Here is a 23,644-nt window from a genome sequence, read left to right on the forward strand (position 1 = left end):
TTAAGAATAAAAATTTAATAAACACTAAAAGTCGCTGAAATTAATCCCGTGGCAGTACTCGTTATATAATAAAATATACAATGAAAACATATGAAAAAAAACCTTTTTCTATTTTGTGATTACACGTATTAATGAAGATACCTGTCTTACAGTTTTCCTCACATATACATATACGGCCAGACATGCGACACACACATTTCATTGACGCGCATTTATGCACGTAACCTTGATCTGGTCACTTATTATACAGAGACGACTTTCGCTACACTCAGGGTAGAGGTAAACAAACAGGAGGTAGTGAATATGTATCGCTCAATTCTGGTGCCCATTGATATCTCTGAAACCGATTTAACTCGTCATGTTGTTCCGCAGGTCCAGGCGCATGCTAAAACCGCGAAGGTTCACTTTTTAGCCGTTATTCCTACCGTTCCGTTCTATGCCTCGCTGGGGCTGGCCTACTCTACCGAATTCCCGGACAGAAGTGGTCTGCAGGCCAAGGCCAGCGAAAAACTCGAAGAGATTATTAAGCAGTTCAATATTCCTGCCGGCAGGAGTCAGACCCACGTCGTTTACGGCCCACCAAAAGATCAGATCCTCAAGGTGGCGGAGGCGGTTGACGCCGAACTTATTGTCATTGCCTCACATAAGCCGGGGTTTAGCACTTATCTGCTGGGTTCTACGGCGGCAGCCGTAGTCCGCCACGCGAAATGCCCAGTGCTGGTTGTGCGGTGATAGGGTTAAAACGGGAGCGAAAGTGCTCCCGTTTTTTTGTGGCTCAGGCCATCCCTTCGTTCTGAGTATCCAGTCTTACCAACGCCAGCAACAGCTGGCTCAATGCACCGTAAAAACCAAAGTCATCATACCGGTGGCATTGGGTGGTGAATTCCGGTAACCAGCGTAACAGCCCAGCCAGCGTTTCTCTGCGCAACGCATCAATACGCTGACGGCTAACCTCTGGCTCTCCAAGAGAAAAATGCAGATGGCTCAGCAGTTCGATAAAAATCGCCAGATGATCGGCTGATTCGCTAAACGTATCACTTACCTGCATGCCCGCATCAGATAACAGTTGTTTAATGACCCCGTAGTTTGGCCCTCCTTCAAGATGAGCCGACGCATAGGGTAACGCCGCGTGTTTATCCGACATCAGAAACAGGCTGCAAAAATCAGCCGCCAGTTCCAGGGTGGCATCCTCACGCACCTTAAGCGCGGCAATTTTCGCTTCCAACTGAAGGACCTGCGCCTCAAGCAGCGGCTCGCCTTTGAGTACGGTGAACCACTCAGCCATTTCGCTGGACTGCAATTGCGCTAATCCCTCACTGTCACGCTCCCGGGAAAACATTTGCGCCAACCATGCATAAACACAGGCCATCTGTTCTGTCGTCAGGGAGATGTGTTTCATCATGACTTCACCTGCTCAGCCGGGACATATTCACACTGCGCCACCATTTTTATCGGGCCACTGAACGCCGTCACGATATCCACCTTACCGGTATATTTCTCAATTTCCACCAGCGTAGTATGCGCACTGGTCGCCTGCGCCAGCTGAGACGTGCCGATATCTATGGTTAACACGTTCGGATTGCCGTATTTACACAGCGCTCCGATTTCTCCACCGTTATCAGGATCGTACCAGGCACCTTCATGGATGCGTGCCACGCCCGGCGAGTAGAGATCGGAAACAACCGCTCCGGCCAGCACTTGTCCACGCGCGTTAAATACACGAACTATATCGCCGTTGCGGATCCCCCTGGCGCTGGCATCCTGCGGGTTAATAAACACCGGCTCTTTGCCACCTACCGCGTAATGCTTACGCAGCGCTTCGGACTCGCAGAGCTGTGAATGCAGACGGAAATCCGGGTGGACGGATTGCAGATGCAGCGGCCAACGTTGCGACCCAGGCCCACCGTGTGAACGTTCGATTTTCTCAAACCACATCGGATGTCCCTGGCAATCGTCATATTGCATATCGGCAATAGTTTTCGAATATATCTCGATCAAACCGCTCGGCGTCCCCAGCGGTTCAAGGTCGGGATCTTCGCGGAAGGCCTGATGGCGTACAAACATCTGCGGATGATCAAATTCAACGTACTCTTGCTGATCCCAGAAAACGTCGAAGGCCGGAAGATGAACACCGCGTCCCTTCCCTTGCTGACTTCCTTCCTGCCAGATGCGCTTCAACCAGCCCATCTCATCCAGCCCTTCAGTGAACGCTTCTTCACGGTTAAAGCGGCGGCAAAGATCGCGGAAAATATCGAAATCATTACGCGCTTCAAACTGCGGCTGCACCAACTGCTTCATGGCGATAATTCCGCGGTTGGAGTGGTTGCCATATTGGTCGAGATCGTTACGTTCAAACTGGGTCGTCGCCGGCAATACGATATCAGCGAACCGACAGGTCGAGGTCCACTGATTGTCGATGGCGACAACGGTTTCCAGCTTACGCCAGCCCTCAATAATACGGTTGATCTGCTGGTGACGATGGAAAGGGTTGGTCCCGGCAAAAACGCACATCTTCAACGGCGGCAGCTTGACGGTTTTACCGTTCCAGTTAATGCTCTTGCCCGGCTCCAGAATCGCATCGATAAAACGCGCGATCGGGATGGTACTGCTATAGCCCTTATAATCGGAGCTGTCATGTACCGGTGGAACGGTGGTGGAACCAGAAAATCCGCTCAGGATAACGCCTTTACGCCCCGGGGTGCCCGCGCCGTTGTAGTGCCAGCCAAAGCCAAATCCCCCGCCGGGTAAGCCAATTTGCCCGAGCATTGAGGCCAGCACTACAATCATCCACGCCCACTGTTCCCCATGCTGCATACGCTGCACGCACCAGCCGGCAATAATTTGCGTTCTGCCACCCGCCATCTGCCGCGCCAGTTCACGAATCGTATCCGCATCAATTCCGCAGATTTTTTCCGCCCACTGGGCATCTTTAGGCTGTCCGTCACTTTCTCCCAGCAGATAAGGCAGAAATTGCTCAAACCCAACGCAGTAGTTATCGAGGAAATGCTTATCGTAAAGCTTCTCGGTATACAGCGTGTGTGCCAGCGCCAGCTGTAGCGGCACATCAGCCTGCGGGTTCACGGCGATGTGCTTAACCTTGTCGCGGCCCAGGTAGTCGTGAGTCGAGGTGATGACCGGGTCAACGCTGATGACCGAAATCTCGCCCCGCGCCACTTTATCTTTCAGTTGCTCGTAGTATTCGTAGACATCATGATCCGGACACCACCAGTTCGCCTGCTGGTTTTTGATGAGGTCAGAACCCCACAACACAATGGTTTTGCTGTTTTCGAGTACCAGTGGCCAGGAGGTCTGCTGTTCATATACCTCCATTGACCCTACCACGCGCGGCAAAATGACCTGAGCGGCACCGGTGGAATAGTCGCCCCCCGTGCTCACGCTGTTACCATGCAGCGCAATGGCGCGTGCCAGCATCCCGGAAGCATTGTGGAACATGCCGGTCGATTGCCAGCCGCTGGCCGTCAGCAGCGCGCTCGGACCATAGGTCTTCTGAATGCGCTCCAGCTCCTGATAGAAGAAATCCAGCGCTTCATCCCACGAAACGCGCACAAAGCGGTTATCTCCACGTTGCGAGGTATCGCTCTGATGGCGCTTACGCAACCAGTCCACGCGGACCATCGGGTAGCGAATTCGCGCTCCACCGTGTACGTGATCCGGCAGTCCGGCGATCATTTTTGACGGGTATTTATCGCGCTCGAACGGCTTGGCCTCAATGAAACGACCGTCAACCACGGTGGCACGAATTGCCCCCCAGTGAGATCCGGTCAGAATTCCCTCTTTGACGCCAGTGCCCTGGACTTCTGCGGCGTTGGCGCTACGGGGCGTGAGCAAAGAAGGTCCCAACATACCGGCTACGGTCAAGCCGCCCAACTGCAGTAGAAAACGTCGGCGAGATGCCTGAAAGAGATCGTTATTTTTCATTGCTTTCTCCCTTATCGCCATGCGGCTTATCCGTAGTGTCAGAGGCATTCATCTGCAAATATTTCAGCAAGGTACGTTCTTCACGCTTATCCAGACTGGTAAATCCAATCATGCCGTTCAACGTGCCAATCCAACCGTTAGCATCAAAGTGTTCTTTCTCTGGCGCGCCGTGGCATTGGTTACAGGTTCCGTTATAGAGCGAGTCGGCATAGGCCCAGATAGGTTTGATGTCGTTGACCATATCGCCCTTCTGCATCCAGGCAGTGGCCTGCAATTTACTCCATGGCGTATTCGTTTCCGCAACGGTGGTTTGCTCCAGCGTCTTCACGTGCTGCTGGATGTCGCCACGAATGGAGGCCACAAAAATGCGCTTGCCCGGCAGTTGCGCCAACACGCGCTGACGCCCATTGCTCTCAGTCCAACCCACAATTTCAATTTGCAGCCAGTCACCGTCACGCTTTAACACTTTCACTTCAGAGGCGGGCAGCAGTGAGCCTGCAGGTTCTTTATCACCTTTGGCGGCATAAATAGGTTTGATATCCAGAGAGTAGAGCGTCTCACCATCGTCATTCGCCCTGGCGCGTAGCTCATCAAACTGCTTGCGGAAACCGCTGCTCATATCGGGAAGCTGGTGCGCAATACCTTTATGGCAGTCGATACAGGATTGGTTGTCCTTGGCTGCAATCTTCATCTGGCGCGCAGCTTCAGGATGTTGTTTAGCGTGATCCATCGCATCATAGTCATGACAAGAACGACAGGTCGCGGAGTTGTTCTCCTTCATTCGCGCCCATTCTCGTTCCGCCAGCTCAGCGCGTTTGGCTTCGAATTTCTCTGGAGTATCAATAGAGTGGGCAACAAAGGTTTGGTAAATATCGTTGCTGGCCTCCAGCTTACGTTTCACCATGCCTGGAATATCAGATGGAATGTGGCAGTCATGACATTCTGCGCGCACCCCGGAGGCATTCTGAAAATGCGCAGACTGTTTATATTCTTCGTAAACTGGCTGCATACTGTGGCAGCTCACGCAAAACTCGGTTGAGCTGGTTAATTTAATACCAACGTGCGGCAAGACGATCAGCGCAATACCGACCACAATCCCGATAACGACCAGCGCCAACACTGACCAACGTGCGCTCGGTCTGAGCAGCGCCCTCCATAGTTTCCGCATAATAGCCCCTGTATTCTTATGGTTTAGTTACAGAGGATCTTATTTCGCAAATGTGAACAGCAACACTGGTCAGGATGAATGGCTTACTGCACAATGTGAACAGATATGAACAGAAAGAGAACGCCATCAGGATGTCGCATCACATTGTCATTGTTGAAGATGAACCCGTCACCCAGGCGAGGTTGCAGGCATACTTTGAACAGGAGGGTTACCACGTCTCGGTCACCGCCAGCGCTACAGGCCTACGTGAGATCATGTCACAACATCCTGTCGATCTTATTCTGTTGGATATCAACCTCCCGGACGAAAATGGCTTAATGCTGACCCGCGCCCTGCGCGAACGCTCAACGGTGGGGATCATTCTGGTGACAGGCCGTAGCGATCAAATTGACCGGATCGTTGGCCTGGAAATGGGCGCTGATGATTATGTCACCAAGCCACTGGAGCTACGTGAACTGGTGGTCCGGGTTAAAAACTTGCTCTGGCGTATCGATCTTGCCCGCCAGGCACAGCCGGAGACCAAAGATAACTGCTATCAGTTTGCCGGGTACTGTCTGAATGTCTCCCGGCATACCCTGGAGCTGGGCGATGAGACGATCAAACTCACCCGCGCCGAGTATGAAATGCTGGTCGCCTTTGTCACCAATCCGGGGGAAATTCTCAGCCGCGAACGTTTACTGCGTATGCTTTCGGCACGACGGGTAGACAATCCAGACTTACGTACCGTGGATGTATTGATCCGCCGTTTGCGCCACAAGCTGCGGGCTGATTTGCTGGTTACACAGCACGGCGAAGGTTATTTCTTAGCGGCCGACGTGTACTGATACAAATAAACCGGACGGAACCCACCAGGAGACAGCGAGCACTGAACATGCTGGCTGTCGGCATTTTTCGGGGTGAGCACCAGAATCGGCGGACTGATATTTTCCGGTACCGGTTGCCCTTGTAACACCCTGATCGCCTGTTGAATCGCCAGTTCACCTTGCCAGACCATCTGATCGCTGGCAGCCATAATGATTCTTTCGCGTTTAAGTCCACGATATACCTGATGCGACAGGTAAAATGAGACCACGGTGAGCGGCGTCCCCTGGTTCCGCTTCTCTCCCATCGCCGCTTCCGCAGCAATTGCCGTACCGGCAACCACATCGACATCCGGGTGACGCTCAAGCATCTCCTGCAACAGGTTGCGCTGAACTTCAATATCATTATCCCCCAACGCCACATCCACGATGTGCACCTGGCTACCGGCAATCGCCTGACGGAATCCTGCCACCATTTCACGGCTGCCTCCGGCGTCATCAGGTCCTGGCAATAGCAGAACCTTTAACGGTTTGCCGCCACTCCACTTGACCAGATAGCGGCCCGGCTGATACCCCATCTGGAACCACGGGACGCCGACCCGTGCTTTCACCGTCGGATCGTGTATCGCATTCACTACCTCAATGACCGGCAACGCGCCCACCTGCACGGAAAGATCCGGGAAGGTCGTCGTGCTGCTTCCCAGCAATATGGCATCCGCTCCCCATTGCTGACACTGGGCGATTTGTGTTTTTTGCGTGGAGAACTGACGATACCCTCCCGCCTCTAACACCTTCAGGCTTACTCCATATTTTCTCGCCGCCTCAAGCATGCCGTAATTCACGGAAAGCCAATAGGAATCTTTCAGGCTGGGATACAGCGCGCACAGTTTCCAGACTTTGTTTGCAGTAACGTCCGTTTGCCGTTCCGGGACTGCCTGCTGCGTATCCTGCCAGCGCAGCAATGCGGACCCGGTCGCGTGACCCAGGCCGGGAATAAGCGTTATAAGCAGGAAAAGCAATACGCGCATGATAGCCTCAACATTGATAAGGCTTTATCCTAGTTGCTTTCCTCTTTTGGACTCAACCTTTTTAATCTGTGGCGACCAGACAGTGAATTTATCTCTGACCAAACGACTGTGGATAGGCTTTGCCCTGATGGCGGCACTGACTCTTATCAGTACGCTGACAGGCTGGTATAACCTGCGTTTTGTCAGCCAGGTTGAGCAGGCCAATACCCAGGCGCTAATTCCAACTATGGATATGGCGCGCCAGCTCAGCGAGGCCAGTGCCTGGGAACTGTTTTCCGCACAAAATCTGACCACCGCAGACAATGAAAACATGTGGCTGGCTCAGGGGAGAATGCTAACCGCCCAGAGTCTGAAAATTACCACATTACTCAAAACCCTTCGTGAACAGGACTTTGATACTTCTGCCATTGAACAGCAGGAGAAAGAAATCGCCCGGTCGTTAAGCCATCAAGGGGAGATGGTTGGCGAACGCCTGAAATTACGCATTCAACAGCAACAACTCAGCCAGCAAATTATTGAGGCCACCGCTGACGTTGCCGAAATGGCACGCGGTCAGGCCAGTAATGCCGCCACGTCGGCGGGTGCGACACAGGCCAGCATTTACGATTTGATTGAGAGCCATCAGGGGCAGGCCGCTGAACACGCGCTGGACAGGCTCATCGATATCGATCTGGAATATTATAACCAGATGAATGAACTGCGTCTGAGTGCGCTACGCGTGCAGCAAATGGTCATGAACCTGGGGAATAACCAGGCGCAGAATAACCTCGCGGCGCTGGAAAGCCAGCTAAATGCCGCCGTCAGAGTACTTCACCGCCGACAAATCCGTATCGAAGATCCGGTGGTGTGCACTCAGGTTGCCGACGCCGTGAGTACGATTAGCCGTTATGACGAACTGCTGGCCCTGTATCGCCAGGATAATGACATCACCACCCAATTGCAGATCTTATCGCAGAATAATATCGAGCAATTTACCCGTTTCAGTAGCGAAGTCAGCCAGTTGGTAGAAATCATCGGCCAACGCAATCAAAGCGGACTGGCGCATCTCAAACAGGCCAGCCAGCGTGGGCAACACTTGCTCCTGCTGTTAGGTGGCGTGTCCTTATGTTTGCTGATTCTTATACTTTGGCGTGTGGTTTATCGCTCAGTCACACGCCCACTGGCTCAGCAAACCCAGGCGTTACAGCGTCTGCTTGAGGGGGATATTGACTCCCCATTCCCGGAAACCGCAGGCGTTCGTGAACTGGATACCATCGGGCGGTTGATGGATGCCTTTCGCGGCAGCGTTCACGCCCTCAATAGCCATCGCGAACATCTGGCCGCCCAGGTTAAAGCTCGCACCGCCGAGCTGCGCTCTATGGTATCTGAACACCGACAGGCCCGTGCAGAAGCCGAAAAAGCTAACCGGGCAAAATCGGCTTTTCTTGCCGCCATGAGCCATGAAATACGCACCCCGCTGTATGGTATCCTCGGCACTGCGCAGTTGCTCTCAGACAATCCCGCCCTGGCACAGCATCGGGAAAATCTACGCGCCATCACCGACTCGGGTGAGTCTTTGCTGACCATCCTCAACGATATCCTCGACTATTCCGCCATCGAAGCCGGTGGAAAAAATGTGGCGATAGGCGATGAGCCTTTTGAACCCAAACCCTTGCTGGAAAGTACGCTTCAACTCATGAACAGCCGCGTTGCTGGTCGCCCGGTCGTGCTGGTTGCGGATTTTGCTGATGACGTTCCCGCTTCCCTACGTGGCGATCCGCGCCGCATCCGGCAAATCATTACTAATTTATTAAACAACGCACTGCGCTTTACCGATCGGGGACACATCATCCTGCGTAGCCGATGTGAGGGCAAAAACTGGTACATCGAAGTTGAAGATACGGGATGTGGAATTGATCCTGCCCGCCAGCACGATATTTTTCAGCCGTTTGTTCAGGTAAGCGGTAAACGAGGTGGAACCGGACTCGGACTAACCATCAGTGCCAGTCTCGCCCAGGCAATGCAGGGAGAGCTGAGCGTCACCAGCACACCTGGCGTCGGGAGTTGTTTCCAGCTGCGTCTGCCATTGCGGGCTGGCGCGATGCCGGTAGAGAAATCCGTTCTGCGGGCCATATCGTTACAGGGCTTACGCTTATTGCTTATCGAGGATAATCCTCTTACACAACGTATCAGTGCTGAAATGCTCACCCTCAATGGCGCACAGGTCACCGCTGCCGACTGTGCCGCGGAGGCGTTACGCCTGCTGCGGGAAAATGCCAGCTTTCATGCTGCTCTGGTTGATTTCGATCTTCCTGATATCGACGGGATCACGCTGGCGCAGCAGTTAGCCCACGACTATCCGGCACTTAGCCTGATCGGCTTTAGCGCACACGTCATCGATGAAACGCTCAGCCAAAGAACCAGCACCCTGTTCCTCGGCATTATTCAAAAACCGGTTCCTCAGGACGAACTCAGTCGACTTATTACGCATTATCTACACGGTAGTGCGCCTCTCCCGCTTGCATCAGAAAATGACAACAAACGGTTAGATTTTCAGCAATTGACTGGAGATATCCAGGCCATGGGATGGCAAAAGGTGTACGAATGGTTAGCGCTCTTTAAGCAACACGCCCTTCCTTTATTAGATGAAATTGAGGCGGCGCGCGATTTAAATGAGCACGAGCAGATAAAACGTCTGGCACATCAGCTCAAAAGCAGCTGCGCCAGCATGGGAATGCGCTCAGCCTGCACGATGTGTACAGCACTTGAACAGCAGCCGTTGGCTGATTTTTCACTCAGAGAGGAGATCCAACAAAGTCTTTATGAGGTAGAACGTTGGCTGGAAAAAGAAAAACCGTCCCGCGCGTAACGGTACGTTGAAGCTGAGCATAGGGACTGACTTTGAATGGTACGCCCTGTAGGATTCGAACCTACGACCTACGGCTTAGAAGGCCGTTGCTCTATCCAACTGAGCTAAGGGCGCATTGCGAAGTGATTACTTCATGCAGATGAAACGCGTGAATTATACGGTCAGCGTCTGCTGAGTCAATGCCTTTTGTTTCAGTTGCTGGCGAAGTGTACGAATGTTGATTTTTTCTGCTCGTTCAAGGGTATCCAGGAAATCACCTGGTAACAACTCAGCCCGCAAAACATCAGATTTAGGGATACATGTATTTAGAATATTTATGATTTTGCTTAACATTCCTTTATCCCATCTCCAGCGGTTCAGGAACTCTTTAATGTTAAGTATCGCCATCAAGGAAGAAAACAGTCACTTCGAACACGGGCTGAAAATCATCATCTCCCATCTGGCAAATCAGTGGCATCAGGAGATTTGCTTTTTGCCAGTCGAGGATATCGATCGCGCTGACATCGCATTTATTTCCCTGGATGAAGATTGGCTCAGCGCCGATTGCTATCAGATTCCGGTCCATACCCGCCGCCAACACCGGGTTGTCATCTGCAACAGAAACGATAAAGATAAGCTGATGTTCCGGCCCTGCCTGTACATGTTACCGCTGATCTATCGGGAAGATGACGTTGAGGAAATGACTAAAAAATTAGTCCTCATCCTGCAAAAACGTGCGCTGCGCAACAACGTGCCCGCAACTATCTGCCATTACTGTACCACCCGCAATTTTTCCATCGCAGAACGCCAGTTCTTAATGTTTCTCGCCAGCGGCTATACCTTAGCCGAAACGGCTCACTTGCTCTCGGTAAGCGAAATTCACGCCAAAGCCACCCGCCGCAGCATTATGAAAAAGCTGCATGTGAAAAACGATCAGCAATTCTTAAGATACATCCGGGCACATCTGAACTTTCTACAAAATTAGGTGGCATCTCTCTGCCTGATTTTTTATTGCGAAAAATCTCATCACCAATTAAGTATCGGCACCTACTGTACCTATCTCCATGCTGCCAGAATAATCTTGGCTTACTATTTCCGGGGTAACAAAAAGACACACCCGGTAATATTTTATCTAATCCCATAGAGAGGTTGAACTGGATAAAACGACTTTTTTGGCATTGAGTAAGACATCAGAAAACTTCCGGCAGATTATTCTGATGGGATACGCAATTGCCAGTCTGATGATTGCTGAAGCATTGAAACCCAACAGCACAAGGAAACTCGCCTTTACGCTGGAGAAAATTTGGGTCAGGGATGTTTATAGCCAGCAACTTATCCAGACCTGCCGCAACAGAAATGGAATGGAAAAGGATGCACAGCGCAAAACGCCGGGACCGACATCGCCGTATACGAAACACTAACTGTACCTGGCAATATCCTCACTATACATCACAGGTATTTGACCAACTTGAGTATCTGACGCAAAAACTCGAATACACATTACCGAGTGACACTATATCTCAGGCGATTATTACGACAGATTACTATCTTGCCTATGCGCTGGGTCGACATTTATTTTCAGGTGCACATACCGCGATCTTCCAGACCATTGAATCGGTCAAAGTCAGCCTGCGAGAGTCGGTAATTAGTCAGTTAGTGGTTGATATGGAAGGTTTAACAATCTCTTATTTTGATGTTCTGGAGTATTTGCGTCAACTAATTAAACCGCGGAATAACATCCAAATCTTCATATTGCTTTCCCGACATGATGAAGACCTAATCCCTTTTATTTCTTTGTCCGGTCCATTTTATATCTTGTCACGTAGCCTGCACCTTCCGGAGATGCGCCGCGCTTTATTATCGCCAGTCCTTAACTATATTCACACCAGGCACATAAACCAGCTCGATTGGGAGATGGTGGCATTACTTTTACAAGGTAACTCCTTAAAAGAGATTGCTTTGTTACAAACTCGCCCCTACCACCGCATCATCTATCGTCTGAACCAGTTGATCACACACTTGGGATTACCAAATCGGCAGCGTTTTTTGCACCTGATACGTCGCCTCAGTGTTACTACCGCTCATTTAATTTAACACCCTAACCCTATGTGCCATAAGATTTTTTAGGAAATTACTTATTTTAATATGAGACAAAAGATCCAAATTTCACAACTATTTAATATTTACAACTATTCCTGGTATTATGTCAACTTCCACCATCCCAGTAAACCATACTGATTCTGCGCATATCACCACAAATAGCCTCATTCTCACCTTAACAAATCCTAAACAATTAGTTTATTGTATTGTTTTTACCATTTAAAAATTTTTTTCAGTCTGCCATAATTCAAACGGCAGTAAAATAATGCCAATAGTCATTAACACATCTGGATCTTTTAGAACATCCTAACTGACATTAACAACCTGGATGTCGTAAGTCTTTTCCGAAAGAACAGAGCAGGTATAATCCCCATAGTTTCCTGATTAATTGTTAGCTTTCCCGGTGTGAAATGGATTTTCCGCAAATTCATTGTTCTGCAGAAGAACAACCGAATAAACAAGGATGACATAATATTTATTCGACTCTCCCTCAGAACAACCCTTGGCTATTTGACAATATTATAACGCCTGATGTTTTATCAAATTCGCAAGATACGCAAACAGTTTGAGGCATACAACAATGAAACCAGCATCCGTTATCATTATGGACGAACACCCTATTGTCAGAATGTCGATAGAAGTACTACTCGAAAAAAACAGTAATATCCAGGTTGTGTTGAAAACCGATGACAGCCGTATGGCAATAGAGCACCTGCGCACGTACCCCGTCGATCTTGTCATTCTGGATATTGAACTACCTGGTTCAGATGGATTTACATTACTCAAGAGAATAAAGTCTCTGCAGGAGAAAACTCGGGTACTGTTTCTGTCCTCTAAATCGGAGTCTTTTTATGCCGGGCGTGCTATCCGGGCGGGTGCAAATGGGTTTGTCAGTAAACGAAAGGATTTGAATGATATCTACAATGCGGTAAAAATGATTTTATCGGGATATTCTTTTTTCCCTTCAGACACCCTTAACTTCATTAACAATATAAATATGAAAAAAGGTGTATTGAATGACATGCCGCTTTCTAATCGCGAAGTTACGGTTTTGCGTTATCTGGCAAACGGGCTGTCCAATAAGGAAATTGCTGAGCAGCTGTTACTCAGCAATAAAACGATTAGCGCTCACAAGGCGAATATCTACTCAAAGCTAGGATTGCACACCATCGTTGAGCTGATCGATTACGCAAAAATGCATGAATTAATGTAATAGCACTCCCGGCGAGATATCGTTCGGGAGCGTTTTATCCGCGCATTGATTAGTTATAGTTAATCATAAACGTGGCATCAGCCCTGGCGAGGCCAGGCTGAACCCCATCTGCTAACGCGATATAATTGGCGAAAAAGGTCAGCGTGGCATTGCCGTTCTCATCAATCCCCACGGTCTGGCTGGCCTGTTCGAGCGGTAATCGCGTACGGTCGCTGTCGTGCAGTTCGATCGCTACCTTTTGCGCCATCACCGCATCGTCAAGCGCCAGCAACGTCGTGCCAGGGGCCGGAGTACCCGAAAACGTTATCGAGGCGGACCCTGGCGGGCAGCCTTCCAGCTTTAGCGTAAACGCGACCGGTTGAGTGGTATCCCCGCTGGTCTGCAGCTGTTTTGTTGGCCAGGTGCCCAATTCAACCGACTTATTGCTGTCACTGGCAATCACCGCGCAGGTAAAGTCCACCACGTTACCGTGTAGTTCAATATTGATTTCCCCCAGCGACGAGGACGCATGGCACAACGAAGTGAATGTCAGTATGGGCAGCATCATCAGAAATGCCCATGCAGTTGGCGTTTGCTTGTTAGTCATAATCTACTCGCAGATAGCCACGGGCTGTAAAAGGTCCTTCGGTGGGCTTATTGCCCGTCACGCTGACCGGCCATGACCGAATACTCACGCTTGCAGCGGCGTTATCATCCAATTGAAACGGAATAGTGCTGGACAAATTATTGGGCGTCAGCGGTCTACCGGTTTTGTCGGCGATAATAAATCCTAAGTCGGGATTGTCCGATACCATCATTTGCCCGCTGGCTTTCTCGGCCTCTACGCGCATGGTTAAGTAAGCCTGTGCGGCGACGTTGGTACATTTTATCGCCACCGTTTTGGTCTGCGGATTAATGCCTTCGGGCCGGTTTCCTGCTCCCGCCTTGCTAAACAACGATGCACCAATATCACCAAAATCAAACTCGACAATCTGCCCGGCATTCACCTCGCAGTTTTGTGGAACCTCCACCTTGCCGCTGTAGCTGATGGTGTAAACCGGCGTGCTTAGCGCATCTCCGGTACTGGTCGTGACATAAACGCTGAACATCGTCTGCCGAGGGATCGGCACCATGTTAATAAACGAGCGGATCACTTTGAGTTTAAACACCAGCTTTGAATCCATTACGCCAAAAGGCTGCTGCTTAGATACGTTAGGGTGAGTCCCCATACGGATATAATTGCGCGGAGGATAAAACAACCCGGCATAGCTGTCGGTGATGCTCATGGCTCCCAGCAGGTAGTCATTGAGTTTCAGGTACTGAAAACCATTTTCTGTACTTTGCACAGGGAGTTCCGTAACGTAGCTTCGATAGGTGTAATTCACCGTCGTCCCGGCCGGACAGGTAGCATTAACGCCAATCCATCCCGATTTTTCCGGTAATGTCACCACCTGTCCTGGCTGGTTGTTGCTGCTGTTAAAGACGTTAGACAGATCGTAAAAAACATCCGTTGGTGTACCATTCGAGTTTTGGCAGACCGTCGCCCAGGACGAATGGGCCATCAGCAGTAAAGCGCATCCCAGTAACAAACCCGTTTGTCGTTTCATCGTATTATTCCTGTCGTGCCGTTGGAGATTCGCACGTCACGTTCGTGAGCGTCACCGCCTGTTTCAGACTCTCCTCAGGCAAGGCATAGTGCGCCACGCAGCGAGCGTTAGCGCTTTCCCCCCATTGGATCAGTAATTCGCCTTTTAGCGGCAAGCCGCTCAGGTAGATTTGCCCGTCTTCACCCACCATACTGGTCACGCCGCTGTTGTTTTCACGCACAACGGAGCCAAATGGCACAGGTTTACCTGCATATTTCGCGGTTATCAGCGCCCGCACACCGATACGCGTATCAAACGCCGCTCGCACCAATGCCCCTTGCGTTGGCACGACGCTGCTAACGTTATTTTCCACATCGGTATTGTTGTTCATTGAATTAGTATCTAACGCGACGCGGTTATAGCGATAAACGGTGGCGTACGGCATCACCGCGTATCCACGCCAGTCGGTTTGCACGCCGGTCTGGTTTTCTATCCGCACGCCCTGCGCGCCAGGCGCTTTAACCAGCACGTTGGTATCCCCCAGCGGCTGACTGAGCGTAATACCGTCCGCATGCCCCACTACGCCGCCGGAGAGCTGCCAGTTGTAGTCATGCTGATCGCGATCGTAGTTGTATCCCACGCCCAGCGTGCCATAAGCCGCCTGCCAGTTGGCGCTGGCGTTTCCGCTGTAGCCGTTGGTGCTGCTGTGGCCCTGATTCACGCTGTAGCTCAGGTTACGTCCATCCAGTAACGTGCCGCCGATCCCGCTCTGCCAACTGTTTTGTCCGTTGCTGTTGCGGTTGGCATTAAAGGTGGCGTAGGTGCGATCGAGCGCGTTATCACGCGAGTAGCGCCGTCCGCTTAGCAGGCTGAACGGCACTGACATATTGAATGCCAGAATACGGTCTGTGTCAGAGATGCCTACCGACTCATTCCACGACCAGGAGAATGAATAGCTAATCCCCTGCCAGCCGCTGGCATAGCCCACCTGATACCAGGTATTGGTGTCTGAGGTGTTCCAGTACGTTTGCTGACTGCCCGAGACATACAGCGATCCGTAGTCTCCCAGGTTCTGCGAAATGTTAATCTGGAAGCGGCCCTTTTTGCTGTAACTCAGATTGTGGTAGCTCTTCACATCGGGCACGTCGTGGCGATTGCCTTCGCTGTCGTATTCATACTCATAGCCTTCCATGCTGCGATACGCGACATCGTCGAGGGTATAGAAGCCACGCGTTGAGTAGCGATATCCCAACAGCTGGAAGTTAGTGCCAAAGTTGTTCAGCGATTTTGCATACAGAAAACGCAGAGACTGCCCCTGGTGCGTACTGTCATCCGCCAGCTGGCTGCGCGCATGGGTTAAATCCACAGAAACCGCCCCCCAGTCCCCCAGGTTTCGGCCTGTACCTAAAACTACCGCCGTGTAACGTGAGGCCAACTGTGTACCACCGTATGCGGTGTAGCCCTCAGGTAACCCGGCAATTAATGTTCCCTGGAAAAAGAACGGTGAAGATTGCTGGCTATTGCCGCTGCGAAAATCCCCGGCAACCACGTCGTATTTGAAACGCCCTTCTCGTTGTAACAGGGGAACCGTGGAGTACGGCACCGTATAGCGCTGTTGGCTGCCGTCCTTTTCGTCCACCGTCACCTCAAGGTCACCGCTGGATGACGTCGGGTTGAGATCGGTTATCGAGAAAGCGCCCGGTGAAACATAGCTTTGATAAATCACATAGCCATTCTGACGGATGGTGAGTTTCGCTGCGGTGCGCGCAATACCGCGAACGGTAGGCGCGTAGCCCTGTAAGCTGTCGGGATACATACTGTCTGAGGAATAGAGCCGCGCCCCGCGAAATCCGACGCTGTCAAAAACGTCGTTACCGGTGTTGCTGTCGCCCATCACCAGTTCACCCTTCAGCGGGATAATCGCGCGCTGAAGCCATGTACCGATGTTTTTCCAGCTTTGCGAGTGGTATCCGTCACCTTTGGAATAGCTCCATGCGCCGTTATTTCTCAAGCGCCAGGGGCCATAGTTCAGGCCACTGAGCATACTTAAGAAATAGCTGTCAGTGTCACTGCCGCGGCTGCCGGTAAAGCTGTAGTTGACCAGAGCAGCCGGGATCCCTTCATCCCACTCCTCTGGCGGAATATAGCCACGCGCGCTGTTTAACATTGACGCCTGCGGCAGGCTGACGTTTAAGCGCAGGGTAGAAAAATCAAATGCAATCTCGCTGCCTGGAATCGCCTCAGGTAGATTGATACAGGTATCGTTCGGCTCCTTACTGAGTGCCGGAAACGCGGCAATATTAACGCCAAGGCGCTTCACCCAGTCGAGTCCAAAACACGGCATCAGCCCACCGGACTTCTCCCCGGCTTTTCCCGCGCTGGTCGTAAAACGTATATCCTGAGTGGCAACAAACTCATCGTTGCGCCAGATATCCACACGATAAACGCCTTCAGGCTGATGATTACCTTTTTCAAAACGTGACAAATCTGCCACGGTTGCCGTATCCGCAGATAAAAAGGCCGGATTAAAATAGCTTTCCCCATGGCTTAAAGAGGGAAAGAGCGCCGCCAGCGTGGACAACGCCACCCCCGCCAGCGGTGGCGTAACCCCCGGTAACAGGCCAGGAAAATACGTTGTCTTATTCATCGTTATCTCAACGCACGCTAACCGTTTTGGCCGGGGTCACGGCGCCATAATCATTGACCGTCTGGAACGTGACGTTGCCCTGAACGCCCGTTGGTAACAGGACCTGCGCATCACTTTTCGGCGCAACCATCACGTTGTCGATCTTCGAGTTCCCCACGTTGAGATTGACCAGGGTGACGTAATACGCTGACGGATTATTGATTTTCAGGTGGTTGCCGGTTCGGGAGAATTTCAGCATCCCAGGCGCATCTTCCGGAATTTGCGGCAGATTATTCGGACGGACAAAAAGCTTGATGCGGGACAAAATCGCCAGTTGCAGAACGTTTTTACCCTCGAGGCTGTTTTTATTGACTGACGGAATGGCTTTCACGTTCATCCAGAACAGCGACTCACGATCTTTGGGCAGCGGAACACCTGCATAGATGATACGCAGCGTGTTTTCGCTTTTGGGTTCGCTGACAAACAACGGAGGCGTAACCACAAACGATTTTTCTTTAACGCCTGCGCTATTCTCGATCCATGAATTGACCAGGTAACGTTCTTTGGTATCACTATTGCTAATAGACAGGGACGTTTGTTTGGCATCAGCTGGATAAATAACGCGGGTAGCGCCTAATGCAATGCCTCCGGCAGCCTGAACACTGGCAACAGGAAATAAGACCAGTAAAAGGATAAAACCTGATTTTAGATAATTAAACATAGCTACAAATACCTTTGGTGTGATTATCGTTGGGAAATAAATCAGGGATAAACCAACGTAAACCACACGTCTGAACGAAGCGTTCCCGGCGTTATATTTTCCGAGACAGCCCGATAACGAGCAGTGAAATGAAACGTCATCTCTTGCGTTATAATCGGCGCATAATGAAGCGGCAGCGCATTCGGAATAATTTGCCGTTGGCGCTCATCAAATAACGCCAGACCGATCCCCGAAGCCGCAGAAGAATCGCCACTGGCAAGAAAAACCTGCGGATCTTCCGCTGGCGTCACACCTGCAAACGCAATCCCAACGTGGTCATAAACATCGGAGCTGCATGACGTTAAGCGCAGTGAAAACGGCACGCTGGTAGAGGCAAAGCTTCCCGTCCCGGAGAAAGCATTGGTGCGATACTGCCCCATTTGCACCCGCAAATTTTGGCTGTCGGTAGCGACCGTACAGGCACCATTGACGAGCTGCCCCCGTAAGTGAAGGCGGCCACTTTCCAGTATTACCGTATGTGCAAACACAGGCAGTACGCACAGCATTCCCGCCAGCGCCACGCCTTTCCCCATCATCTGCCGCATCCTTCATCATCCCCGGAAATTGCCTCATCCAGTGAGGCGCACTGCATCCTTGCGCAAATCAAAACGGCTTATTCGTACTTCATGATGAACGTTGCGTCGGCATTTGCCTGACCCGGCGTAGCGCTGGTGGCTGTGGCTTTATAACGCGCAGAGAAACGCAGGGTGTTGGTCCCTTCTACCAGTGCCTGAGCGGTAGAGAAGGTGGCTCCATCCGGCTTCAGCGCGGTGGACGTATTGTCCAGAATTTCAATCCCGACACCGCTGGCAGTGGTACCGTTGTCTGCAGAAGTGACAGCCAGCAGGTTGTTGTTGGTAATATCGGATTGACCAGAGAAAGCCACGGCTGCGGTTGCGGCAACTTTCGGATCACAGTCGTTCAGCACGATTGAGAACGGAATTTGCGCCGTTGTATCGCCAACTGCGGTAAAACTGGCGGTACGATACTGGCCTAAGGTGACAACCTGATCGGATGACTGAGTACTGACTGCACAGGCTGCATTGACCAGTTCACCTTCAAAATGCACAGTACCGCCGCTAACGCTTACCGGATCGGCTGCAACCGCTGCACCTGCAACTAACATCAGGCTGGCAATAACAGAAGAGGTCATTAATTTACGTTTCATGGATTTCCCTTGAATTACATACATCCGGCTCCGGCATCCTGCGGGATCCGTTTGAATCATTATCGACATTAAATGTCAGGCTAATTATCTCTGCATCCTGTAAAGATATATATCGCAAGAGAATTAGCTAACCTTTTACCCCAACTCTCCTGAGTATTTGATTCACTAATTAATCTTCGCGAATATGACTATTCGTCACAGGGTTAAATTAAACATTTCAATTAATGAAAAATACCTGCAAATCCTTTTATTGGCCCTGGCCAATTCTTATTGGGACCTAGGAAAAATCTGGGTAAATATTACTTAAATCCTCCCATAAAGGTACGTAACAGACTGGTTTATGGCGCATTACCCCTGAAAACACCAGGGTGATGAATTGTTTCATTCACGTTAATTTTAATTCGCATGCTCATTAATTATCTGGGGGACTTCAGCCCCTGTGCTGATCCCATTCTCTGACCATGACGCCCGTTATCGCACGTAAAAACGCAAACGAAAACTGACAGCACGCCCCGCTTCTGACAAAATAGTGGCATCCCCTTCGGTTTAACGTAACAGACGGAATTCTCTCTCTGATGGCAGCAAAGATTATTGACGGTAAAACGATTGCGCAGCAGGTGCGCTCTGAGGTTGCTCAAAAAGTTCAGGCGCGTTTAGCGGCTGGATTACGCGCCCCAGGCCTGGCTGTTGTGCTGGTAGGTAGCAACCCGGCTTCGCAGATTTATGTTGCGAGTAAACGCAAAGCCTGTGACGAAGTGGGGTTTGTCTCCCGCTCCTATGACCTGCCTGAAACCACCAGCGAGGCGGAGCTTCTTGAGCTGATCGATACGCTCAATGCAGATGCCACCATCGACGGTATCCTGGTACAGCTGCCGTTGCCGGCGGGTATCGACAACGTGAAAGTCCTGGAACGTATTGCGCCAGATAAAGACGTTGACGGTTTCCACCCGTATAACGTCGGTCGTCTGTGCCAGCGCGCGCCGCGCCTGCGCCCATGTACTCCGCGCGGTATTGTTACCCTGCTTGAGCGTTACAACATTGATACCTACGGTCTGAATGCCGTGGTCATTGGCGCCTCGAATATTGTCGGTCGCCCAATGAGTATGGAGCTACTGCTGGCTGGCTGCACCACCACCGTCACCCACCGATTCACCAAAGATCTGCGCCGCCACGTAGAACATGCTGACCTGCTGATTGTTGCCGTCGGTAAACCAGGCTTTATTCCTGGTGAGTGGATCAAAGAAGGCGCGATTGTGATTGATGTCGGCATCAACCGTCTGGAGAATGGTAAGGTTGTTGGCGATGTGGTCTTTGACGATGCAGCCGCACGTGCGTCATATATCACGCCGGTCCCCGGCGGCGTAGGCCCAATGACGGTCGCCACACTTATCGAAAACACGCTGCAGGCGTGTGTTGAATATCATGATGTAAAGGACGTTTAAGATGGCCACATTTTCACTGGGTAAACACCCACACGTTGAACTCTGCGATTTGCTGAAGTTGGAAGGCTGGAGCGAAAGCGGCGCCCAGGCAAAAATTGCTATTGGCGAAGGGTTAGTGAAGGTCGATGGCGTTGTTGAAACGCGTAAACGCTGCAAAATCGTTGCCGGACAGACCGTCAGCTTTGAAGGCCACAGCATTAACGTCGTAGCGTGACCCTAAGTGCCGGATGAGGTTAACACCGTATCCGGCCACTTTCCCCTCTCGTTTTCAGATAATGACTTCATCCCCGCTTCACAGTGAACTGTTAGCATGTTGTTTTTCCACACGAAGCGATCATCATGCCCACTATCGTTACGCACGCGGCCGTTCCGCTCTGTTTAGGCTTAGGTCTCGGACTTAAAGTCATCCCCCCACGATTACTGTTTGCTGGCGTCGTTCTGGCCATGCTGCCAGATGCCGACGTGTTGTCATTTAAACTCGGTGTCGCCTACGGCAACGTGTTTGGTCACCGGGGATTTACCCACTCACTGCTGTTCGCCTTCGTGGTACCGCTGCTCTGCGTGTTGATTGGCCGACGATGGTTTAAGGCGGGATTGATTCGCTGCTGGCTATTCCTGACGGTTTCACTGCTGTCACACAGTCTGCTGGATTCTGTCACCACCGGCGGCAAAGGCGTCGGCTGGCTGTGGCCGTGGTCGGATGAGCGCTTCTTCGCGCCATGGCAGGTGATTAAAGTCGCCCCATTTGCGCTATCACGCTATGCCACGCCGTACGGGCACCAGGTGATCATGTCGGAGTTGATGTGGGTATGGCTGCCGGGGATCGTAATGATGGGTGTGCTGTGGTGGTATCGAAAATATTAATCTGCCGGATGCGACGCGCTGCGTCTTATCCGGCCTACACTCGCTCTTTTGTACGCCCGGTAAGCGTAGGCATCACCGGGCATTACAGAGTTACTTACGACGCCAGGTGGTACCCTGCGGGCCGTCTTCCAGCACGATGCCCATCTCGTTGAGACGGTCACGCGCGGCGTCAGCTGCCGCCCAGTCTTTCGCCTTACGTGCATCCAGACGCTGTTGGATTAACGCTTCAATTTCAGCAATCTCACCGTCATCCGCCTGCGCACCGCTTTGCAGGAACGCTTCTGGATCCTGTTCCAGCAGGCCCAGTACGCTCGACAGCTTACGCAGATGCGCAGCCATGCCGTTAGCCGCCGCCATATCTTCACCCTTCAGGCGGTTAACTTCACGCGCCATATCAAACAGCACCGAGTAGGCTTCCGGGGTGTTGAAGTCATCGTCCATCGCTTCAATAAAGCGCGCTTCAAAGGCTTCGCCACCAGCAGGAGCAACGGATTTGTCGGTGCCGCGCAGCGCGGTATACAGACGCTCCAGCGCAGAACGCGCCTGCTTGAGGTTCTCTTCGCTGTAGTTTAACTGGCTACGGTAATGACCAGACATCAGGAAGTAGCGAATGGTTTCGGCGTCGTAGTATTTCAGCACGTCGCGAACGGTAAAGAAGTTGCCCAGCGATTTGGACATTTTCTCGCGGTCAACCATCACCATCCCGGAGTGCATCCAGTAATTAACGTACTCACCGTCATGCGCACAGGTGGACTGAGCGATTTCGTTTTCATGGTGCGGGAACATCAGGTCCGAACCGCCGCCGTGAATATCGAAATGGTTGCCCAGTTGCTTGCAGTTCATCGCAGAACATTCGATGTGCCAGCCCGGACGGCCCGCGCCCCACGGAGACGGCCAGCTCGGCTCGCCTTCTTTGGACATTTTCCACAGCACGAAGTCCATCGGGTTGCGCTTCACATCAACCACGTCAACGCGCGCGCCGGCCTGCAGCTGATCCAGATCCTGGCGTGACAGCTGGCCGTAGTTCGGGTCAGTCGGCACGTCGAACATCACGTCGCCGTTATCAGCAACGTAAGCGTGACCTTTGGCAATCAGCTGCTCAGTGATTTCGATAATTTCAGCGATATGATGCGTAGCACGCGGCTCCAGGTCCGGGCGCAGAATATTCAGCGCGTCGAAATCGCTGTGCATTTCCGCGATCATTCTGTCGACTAACGCCACAAAGCTTTCGCCGTTTTCATTCGCACGCTTGATGATTTTGTCATCAATATCGGTAATGTTACGCACATACTTCAGCTTATAGCCGAGGAAGCGCAGATAGCGCGCGACGACGTCGAAAGAAACAAAGGTACGTCCGTGGCCAATATGACAGAGATCGTAAACGGTAATACCACACACGTACATGCCGACTTCCCCGGCATGAATAGGTTTGAATTCCTCTTTTTGGCGCGTCAGTGTATTAAAGATTTTTAACATCGAAGATTCCGTGTAGACGTGTGTGGATAGTAAAGTCTGTATAATACCCATAATTTAGACCGGAAGCAGCACACTTTGCGAGGTGATCGCAGCTTGCGGTTATGCTATAACACACCCCTAACTCTGACCCTTGACGGGGTCGAAGCACCAATCTATCGGAACAGGATGCAAAAATGGTTACTTTCCACACTAATCACGGCGATATCGTAATCAAAACGTTTGATGATAAAGCGCCTGAAACAGTTAAAAACTTCCTGGACTACTGCCGCGAAGGTTTTTACAACAACACCATTTTCCACCGTGTTATTAACGGTTTCATGATCCAGGGCGGCGGTTTCGAGCCAGGCATGAAGCAAAAAGCCACGAAAGAAGCGATCAAAAACGAAGCGAACAACGGTCTGAAAAACACCCGTGGTACGCTGGCGATGGCGCGTACTCAGGCTCCGCACTCCGCAACCGCACAGTTCTTCATCAACGTTGCAGACAACGACTTCCTGAACTTCTCCGGCGAAAGCATGCAGGGTTGGGGTTACTGCGTGTTTGCTGAAGTTGTTGAAGGCATGGACGTGGTTGATAAAATCAAAGGCGTTTCCACTGGTCGCAGCGGTATGCATCAGGACGTGCCAAAAGAAGACGTTATCATCGAAAACGTGACCGTCAGCGAGTAA

The 23,644-nt window shown here is 51.4% G+C and carries 21 protein-coding genes and 1 tRNA gene; 10 read left to right on the forward strand and 12 right to left on the reverse strand.

What is annotated here, in order from left to right; all coding sequences use genetic code 11:
- Positions 1-303: 303 nt before the first annotated feature.
- A complete protein-coding gene (uspF, locus tag BZK41_RS12310; protein WP_079938314.1) occupies positions 304-732 on the forward strand; it encodes a universal stress protein UspF in 429 nt (142 codons plus the stop codon).
- Between the two features lie 43 nt (positions 733-775).
- On the opposite strand, the gene torD is transcribed toward uspF, so the two are convergent.
- The 3 genes from torD to torC are packed head-to-tail and all read right to left on the reverse strand — an operon-like array spanning position 776 to position 5,107.
- A complete protein-coding gene (gene torD / locus BZK41_RS12315; protein ID WP_079938315.1) occupies positions 776-1,402 on the reverse strand; it encodes a molecular chaperone TorD in 627 nt (208 codons plus the stop codon).
- Positions 1,399-3,939, reverse strand: a complete 2,541-nt coding sequence (gene torA / locus BZK41_RS12320) for a trimethylamine-N-oxide reductase TorA (RefSeq protein WP_079938316.1) — start codon at positions 3,937-3,939, stop codon at positions 1,399-1,401. The genes torD and torA overlap by 4 nt, the downstream gene beginning before the upstream one ends.
- Positions 3,929-5,107 carry a pentaheme c-type cytochrome TorC gene (torC, locus tag BZK41_RS12325; RefSeq protein WP_003831126.1) on the reverse strand — a complete coding sequence of 393 codons (1,179 nt, stop codon included), beginning with the start codon at positions 5,105-5,107 and terminating at the stop codon, positions 3,929-3,931. The genes torA and torC overlap by 11 nt, the downstream gene beginning before the upstream one ends.
- A 131-nt stretch (positions 5,108-5,238) precedes the next feature.
- On the opposite strand from torC, the gene torR reads away from it, so the two are divergent.
- Positions 5,239-5,931, forward strand: coding sequence for a two-component system response regulator TorR (torR, locus tag BZK41_RS12330; protein ID WP_003021912.1), 693 nt, complete (start codon positions 5,239-5,241; stop codon positions 5,929-5,931).
- On the opposite strand, the gene torT is transcribed toward torR, so the two are convergent.
- The gene (gene torT, locus BZK41_RS12335; RefSeq protein WP_079938317.1) at positions 5,904-6,935 is read right to left on the reverse strand and encodes a TMAO reductase system periplasmic protein TorT; all 1,032 of its coding nucleotides are present in this window, start codon (positions 6,933-6,935) and stop codon (positions 5,904-5,906) included. The genes torR and torT overlap by 28 nt on opposite strands.
- Positions 6,936-7,017: 82 nt before the next feature.
- Between torT and torS the strand changes: the two genes are divergently transcribed.
- On the forward strand, positions 7,018-9,783 hold the full coding sequence (gene torS / locus BZK41_RS12340) for a TMAO reductase system sensor histidine kinase/response regulator TorS (protein ID WP_079938318.1): 2,766 nt from the start codon (positions 7,018-7,020) through the stop codon (positions 9,781-9,783).
- A 37-nt stretch (positions 9,784-9,820) separates the two neighbouring features.
- Here torS and BZK41_RS12345 read toward each other — a convergent pair.
- Positions 9,821-9,897, reverse strand: a tRNA-Arg gene (locus BZK41_RS12345).
- Between the two features lie 256 nt (positions 9,898-10,153).
- Here BZK41_RS12345 and fimW point away from each other — a divergent pair.
- The 3 genes from fimW (at position 10,154) to fimZ (ending at position 13,075) form a co-directional block, all read left to right on the forward strand.
- Positions 10,154-10,747, forward strand: coding sequence for a fimbria biosynthesis transcriptional regulator FimW (gene fimW, locus BZK41_RS12355; protein ID WP_079938320.1), 594 nt, complete (start codon positions 10,154-10,156; stop codon positions 10,745-10,747).
- Positions 10,748-11,133: 386 nt separating this feature from the next.
- Positions 11,134-11,856 carry a fimbriae Y protein gene (locus BZK41_RS12360; protein ID WP_079938321.1) on the forward strand — a complete coding sequence of 241 codons (723 nt, stop codon included), beginning with the start codon at positions 11,134-11,136 and terminating at the stop codon, positions 11,854-11,856.
- A 586-nt stretch (positions 11,857-12,442) separates the two neighbouring features.
- On the forward strand, positions 12,443-13,075 hold the full coding sequence (gene fimZ, locus BZK41_RS12365; protein WP_079938322.1) for a fimbria biosynthesis transcriptional regulator FimZ: 633 nt from the start codon (positions 12,443-12,445) through the stop codon (positions 13,073-13,075).
- 49 nt (positions 13,076-13,124) lie between these two features.
- Here fimZ and sfmF read toward each other — a convergent pair whose 3' ends face one another.
- The 6 genes from sfmF to fimA all read right to left on the reverse strand — a co-directional run bounded on the left by sfmF (position 13,125) and on the right by fimA (position 19,194).
- A complete protein-coding gene (sfmF, locus tag BZK41_RS12370) occupies positions 13,125-13,622 on the reverse strand; it encodes a fimbria assembly protein (RefSeq protein ID WP_139762608.1) in 498 nt (165 codons plus the stop codon).
- A 31-nt stretch (positions 13,623-13,653) separates the two neighbouring features.
- Positions 13,654-14,616, reverse strand: coding sequence for a type 1 fimbria D-mannose specific adhesin FimH (gene fimH / locus BZK41_RS12375; RefSeq protein WP_253193761.1), 963 nt, complete (start codon positions 14,614-14,616; stop codon positions 13,654-13,656).
- A gap of 49 nt (positions 14,617-14,665) precedes the next feature.
- A complete protein-coding gene (locus BZK41_RS12380; RefSeq protein WP_079938325.1) occupies positions 14,666-17,287 on the reverse strand; it encodes a fimbrial biogenesis usher protein in 2,622 nt (873 codons plus the stop codon).
- 7 nt (positions 17,288-17,294) lie between these two features.
- Positions 17,295-17,987, reverse strand: coding sequence for a type 1 fimbria chaperone FimC (gene fimC / locus BZK41_RS12385; RefSeq protein ID WP_048235943.1), 693 nt, complete (start codon positions 17,985-17,987; stop codon positions 17,295-17,297).
- 41 nt (positions 17,988-18,028) lie between these two features.
- Positions 18,029-18,562 carry a type 1 fimbrial protein subunit FimI gene (fimI, locus tag BZK41_RS12390; RefSeq protein WP_079938326.1) on the reverse strand — a complete coding sequence of 178 codons (534 nt, stop codon included), beginning with the start codon at positions 18,560-18,562 and terminating at the stop codon, positions 18,029-18,031.
- Positions 18,563-18,639: 77 nt separating this feature from the next.
- Positions 18,640-19,194, reverse strand: coding sequence for a type 1 fimbrial major subunit FimA (fimA, locus tag BZK41_RS12395; RefSeq protein ID WP_032934356.1), 555 nt, complete (start codon positions 19,192-19,194; stop codon positions 18,640-18,642).
- A gap of 575 nt (positions 19,195-19,769) precedes the next feature.
- On the opposite strand from fimA, the gene folD reads away from it, so the two are divergent.
- The 3 genes from folD (at position 19,770) to BZK41_RS12410 (ending at position 21,500) form a co-directional block, all read left to right on the forward strand.
- A complete protein-coding gene (gene folD / locus BZK41_RS12400; protein ID WP_079938327.1) occupies positions 19,770-20,636 on the forward strand; it encodes a bifunctional methylenetetrahydrofolate dehydrogenase/methenyltetrahydrofolate cyclohydrolase FolD in 867 nt (288 codons plus the stop codon).
- A 1-nt stretch (position 20,637) separates the two neighbouring features.
- Entirely contained in the window at positions 20,638-20,850 is a 213-nt protein-coding gene (ybcJ, locus tag BZK41_RS12405; protein ID WP_003831111.1) for a ribosome-associated protein YbcJ, read from the forward strand.
- Positions 20,851-20,975: 125 nt separating this feature from the next.
- On the forward strand, positions 20,976-21,500 hold the full coding sequence (locus tag BZK41_RS12410; RefSeq protein WP_079938328.1) for a metal-dependent hydrolase: 525 nt from the start codon (positions 20,976-20,978) through the stop codon (positions 21,498-21,500).
- Positions 21,501-21,590: 90 nt separating this feature from the next.
- Here BZK41_RS12410 and cysS read toward each other — a convergent pair whose 3' ends face one another.
- The gene (gene cysS, locus BZK41_RS12415) at positions 21,591-22,976 is read right to left on the reverse strand and encodes a cysteine--tRNA ligase (RefSeq protein ID WP_079938329.1); all 1,386 of its coding nucleotides are present in this window, start codon (positions 22,974-22,976) and stop codon (positions 21,591-21,593) included.
- A gap of 173 nt (positions 22,977-23,149) precedes the next feature.
- Here cysS and ppiB point away from each other — a divergent pair, with 173 nt between their 5' ends.
- Positions 23,150-23,644, forward strand: a complete 495-nt coding sequence (ppiB, locus tag BZK41_RS12420) for a peptidylprolyl isomerase B (protein ID WP_003021875.1) — start codon at positions 23,150-23,152, stop codon at positions 23,642-23,644.

Source organism: Citrobacter sp. A316 (assembly GCF_002042945.1).
Lineage (GTDB): Bacteria > Pseudomonadota > Gammaproteobacteria > Enterobacterales > Enterobacteriaceae > Citrobacter > Citrobacter portucalensis.

Bases quoted from the DNA above. Each gene is read 5' to 3' on its own strand.
- uspF (WP_079938314.1), top strand. From the start codon at position 304: ATGTATCGCTCAATTCTGGTGCCCATTGATATCTCTGAAACCGATTTA.
- torD (WP_079938315.1), bottom strand. From the start codon at position 1,402: ATGATGAAACACATCTCCCTGACGACAGAACAGATGGCCTGTGTTTAT.
- torA (WP_079938316.1), bottom strand. From the start codon at position 3,939: ATGAAAAATAACGATCTCTTTCAGGCATCTCGCCGACGTTTTCTACTG.
- torC (WP_003831126.1), bottom strand. From the start codon at position 5,107: ATGCGGAAACTATGGAGGGCGCTGCTCAGACCGAGCGCACGTTGGTCA.
- torR (WP_003021912.1), top strand. From the start codon at position 5,239: ATGTCGCATCACATTGTCATTGTTGAAGATGAACCCGTCACCCAGGCG.
- torT (WP_079938317.1), bottom strand. From the start codon at position 6,935: ATGCGCGTATTGCTTTTCCTGCTTATAACGCTTATTCCCGGCCTGGGT.
- fimW (WP_079938320.1), top strand. From the start codon at position 10,154: ATGTTAAGTATCGCCATCAAGGAAGAAAACAGTCACTTCGAACACGGG.
- BZK41_RS12360 (WP_079938321.1), top strand. From the start codon at position 11,134: ATGCACAGCGCAAAACGCCGGGACCGACATCGCCGTATACGAAACACT.
- fimZ (WP_079938322.1), top strand. From the start codon at position 12,443: ATGAAACCAGCATCCGTTATCATTATGGACGAACACCCTATTGTCAGA.
- sfmF (WP_139762608.1), bottom strand. From the start codon at position 13,622: ATGATGCTGCCCATACTGACATTCACTTCGTTGTGCCATGCGTCCTCG.
- fimH (WP_253193761.1), bottom strand. From the start codon at position 14,616: ATGGCCCATTCGTCCTGGGCGACGGTCTGCCAAAACTCGAATGGTACA.
- BZK41_RS12380 (WP_079938325.1), bottom strand. From the start codon at position 17,287: ATGAATAAGACAACGTATTTTCCTGGCCTGTTACCGGGGGTTACGCCA.
- fimC (WP_048235943.1), bottom strand. From the start codon at position 17,987: ATGTTTAATTATCTAAAATCAGGTTTTATCCTTTTACTGGTCTTATTT.
- fimI (WP_079938326.1), bottom strand. From the start codon at position 18,562: ATGATGGGGAAAGGCGTGGCGCTGGCGGGAATGCTGTGCGTACTGCCT.
- fimA (WP_032934356.1), bottom strand. From the start codon at position 19,194: ATGAAACGTAAATTAATGACCTCTTCTGTTATTGCCAGCCTGATGTTA.
- folD (WP_079938327.1), top strand. From the start codon at position 19,770: ATGGCAGCAAAGATTATTGACGGTAAAACGATTGCGCAGCAGGTGCGC.
- ybcJ (WP_003831111.1), top strand. From the start codon at position 20,638: ATGGCCACATTTTCACTGGGTAAACACCCACACGTTGAACTCTGCGAT.
- BZK41_RS12410 (WP_079938328.1), top strand. From the start codon at position 20,976: ATGCCCACTATCGTTACGCACGCGGCCGTTCCGCTCTGTTTAGGCTTA.
- cysS (WP_079938329.1), bottom strand. From the start codon at position 22,976: ATGTTAAAAATCTTTAATACACTGACGCGCCAAAAAGAGGAATTCAAA.
- ppiB (WP_003021875.1), top strand. From the start codon at position 23,150: ATGGTTACTTTCCACACTAATCACGGCGATATCGTAATCAAAACGTTT.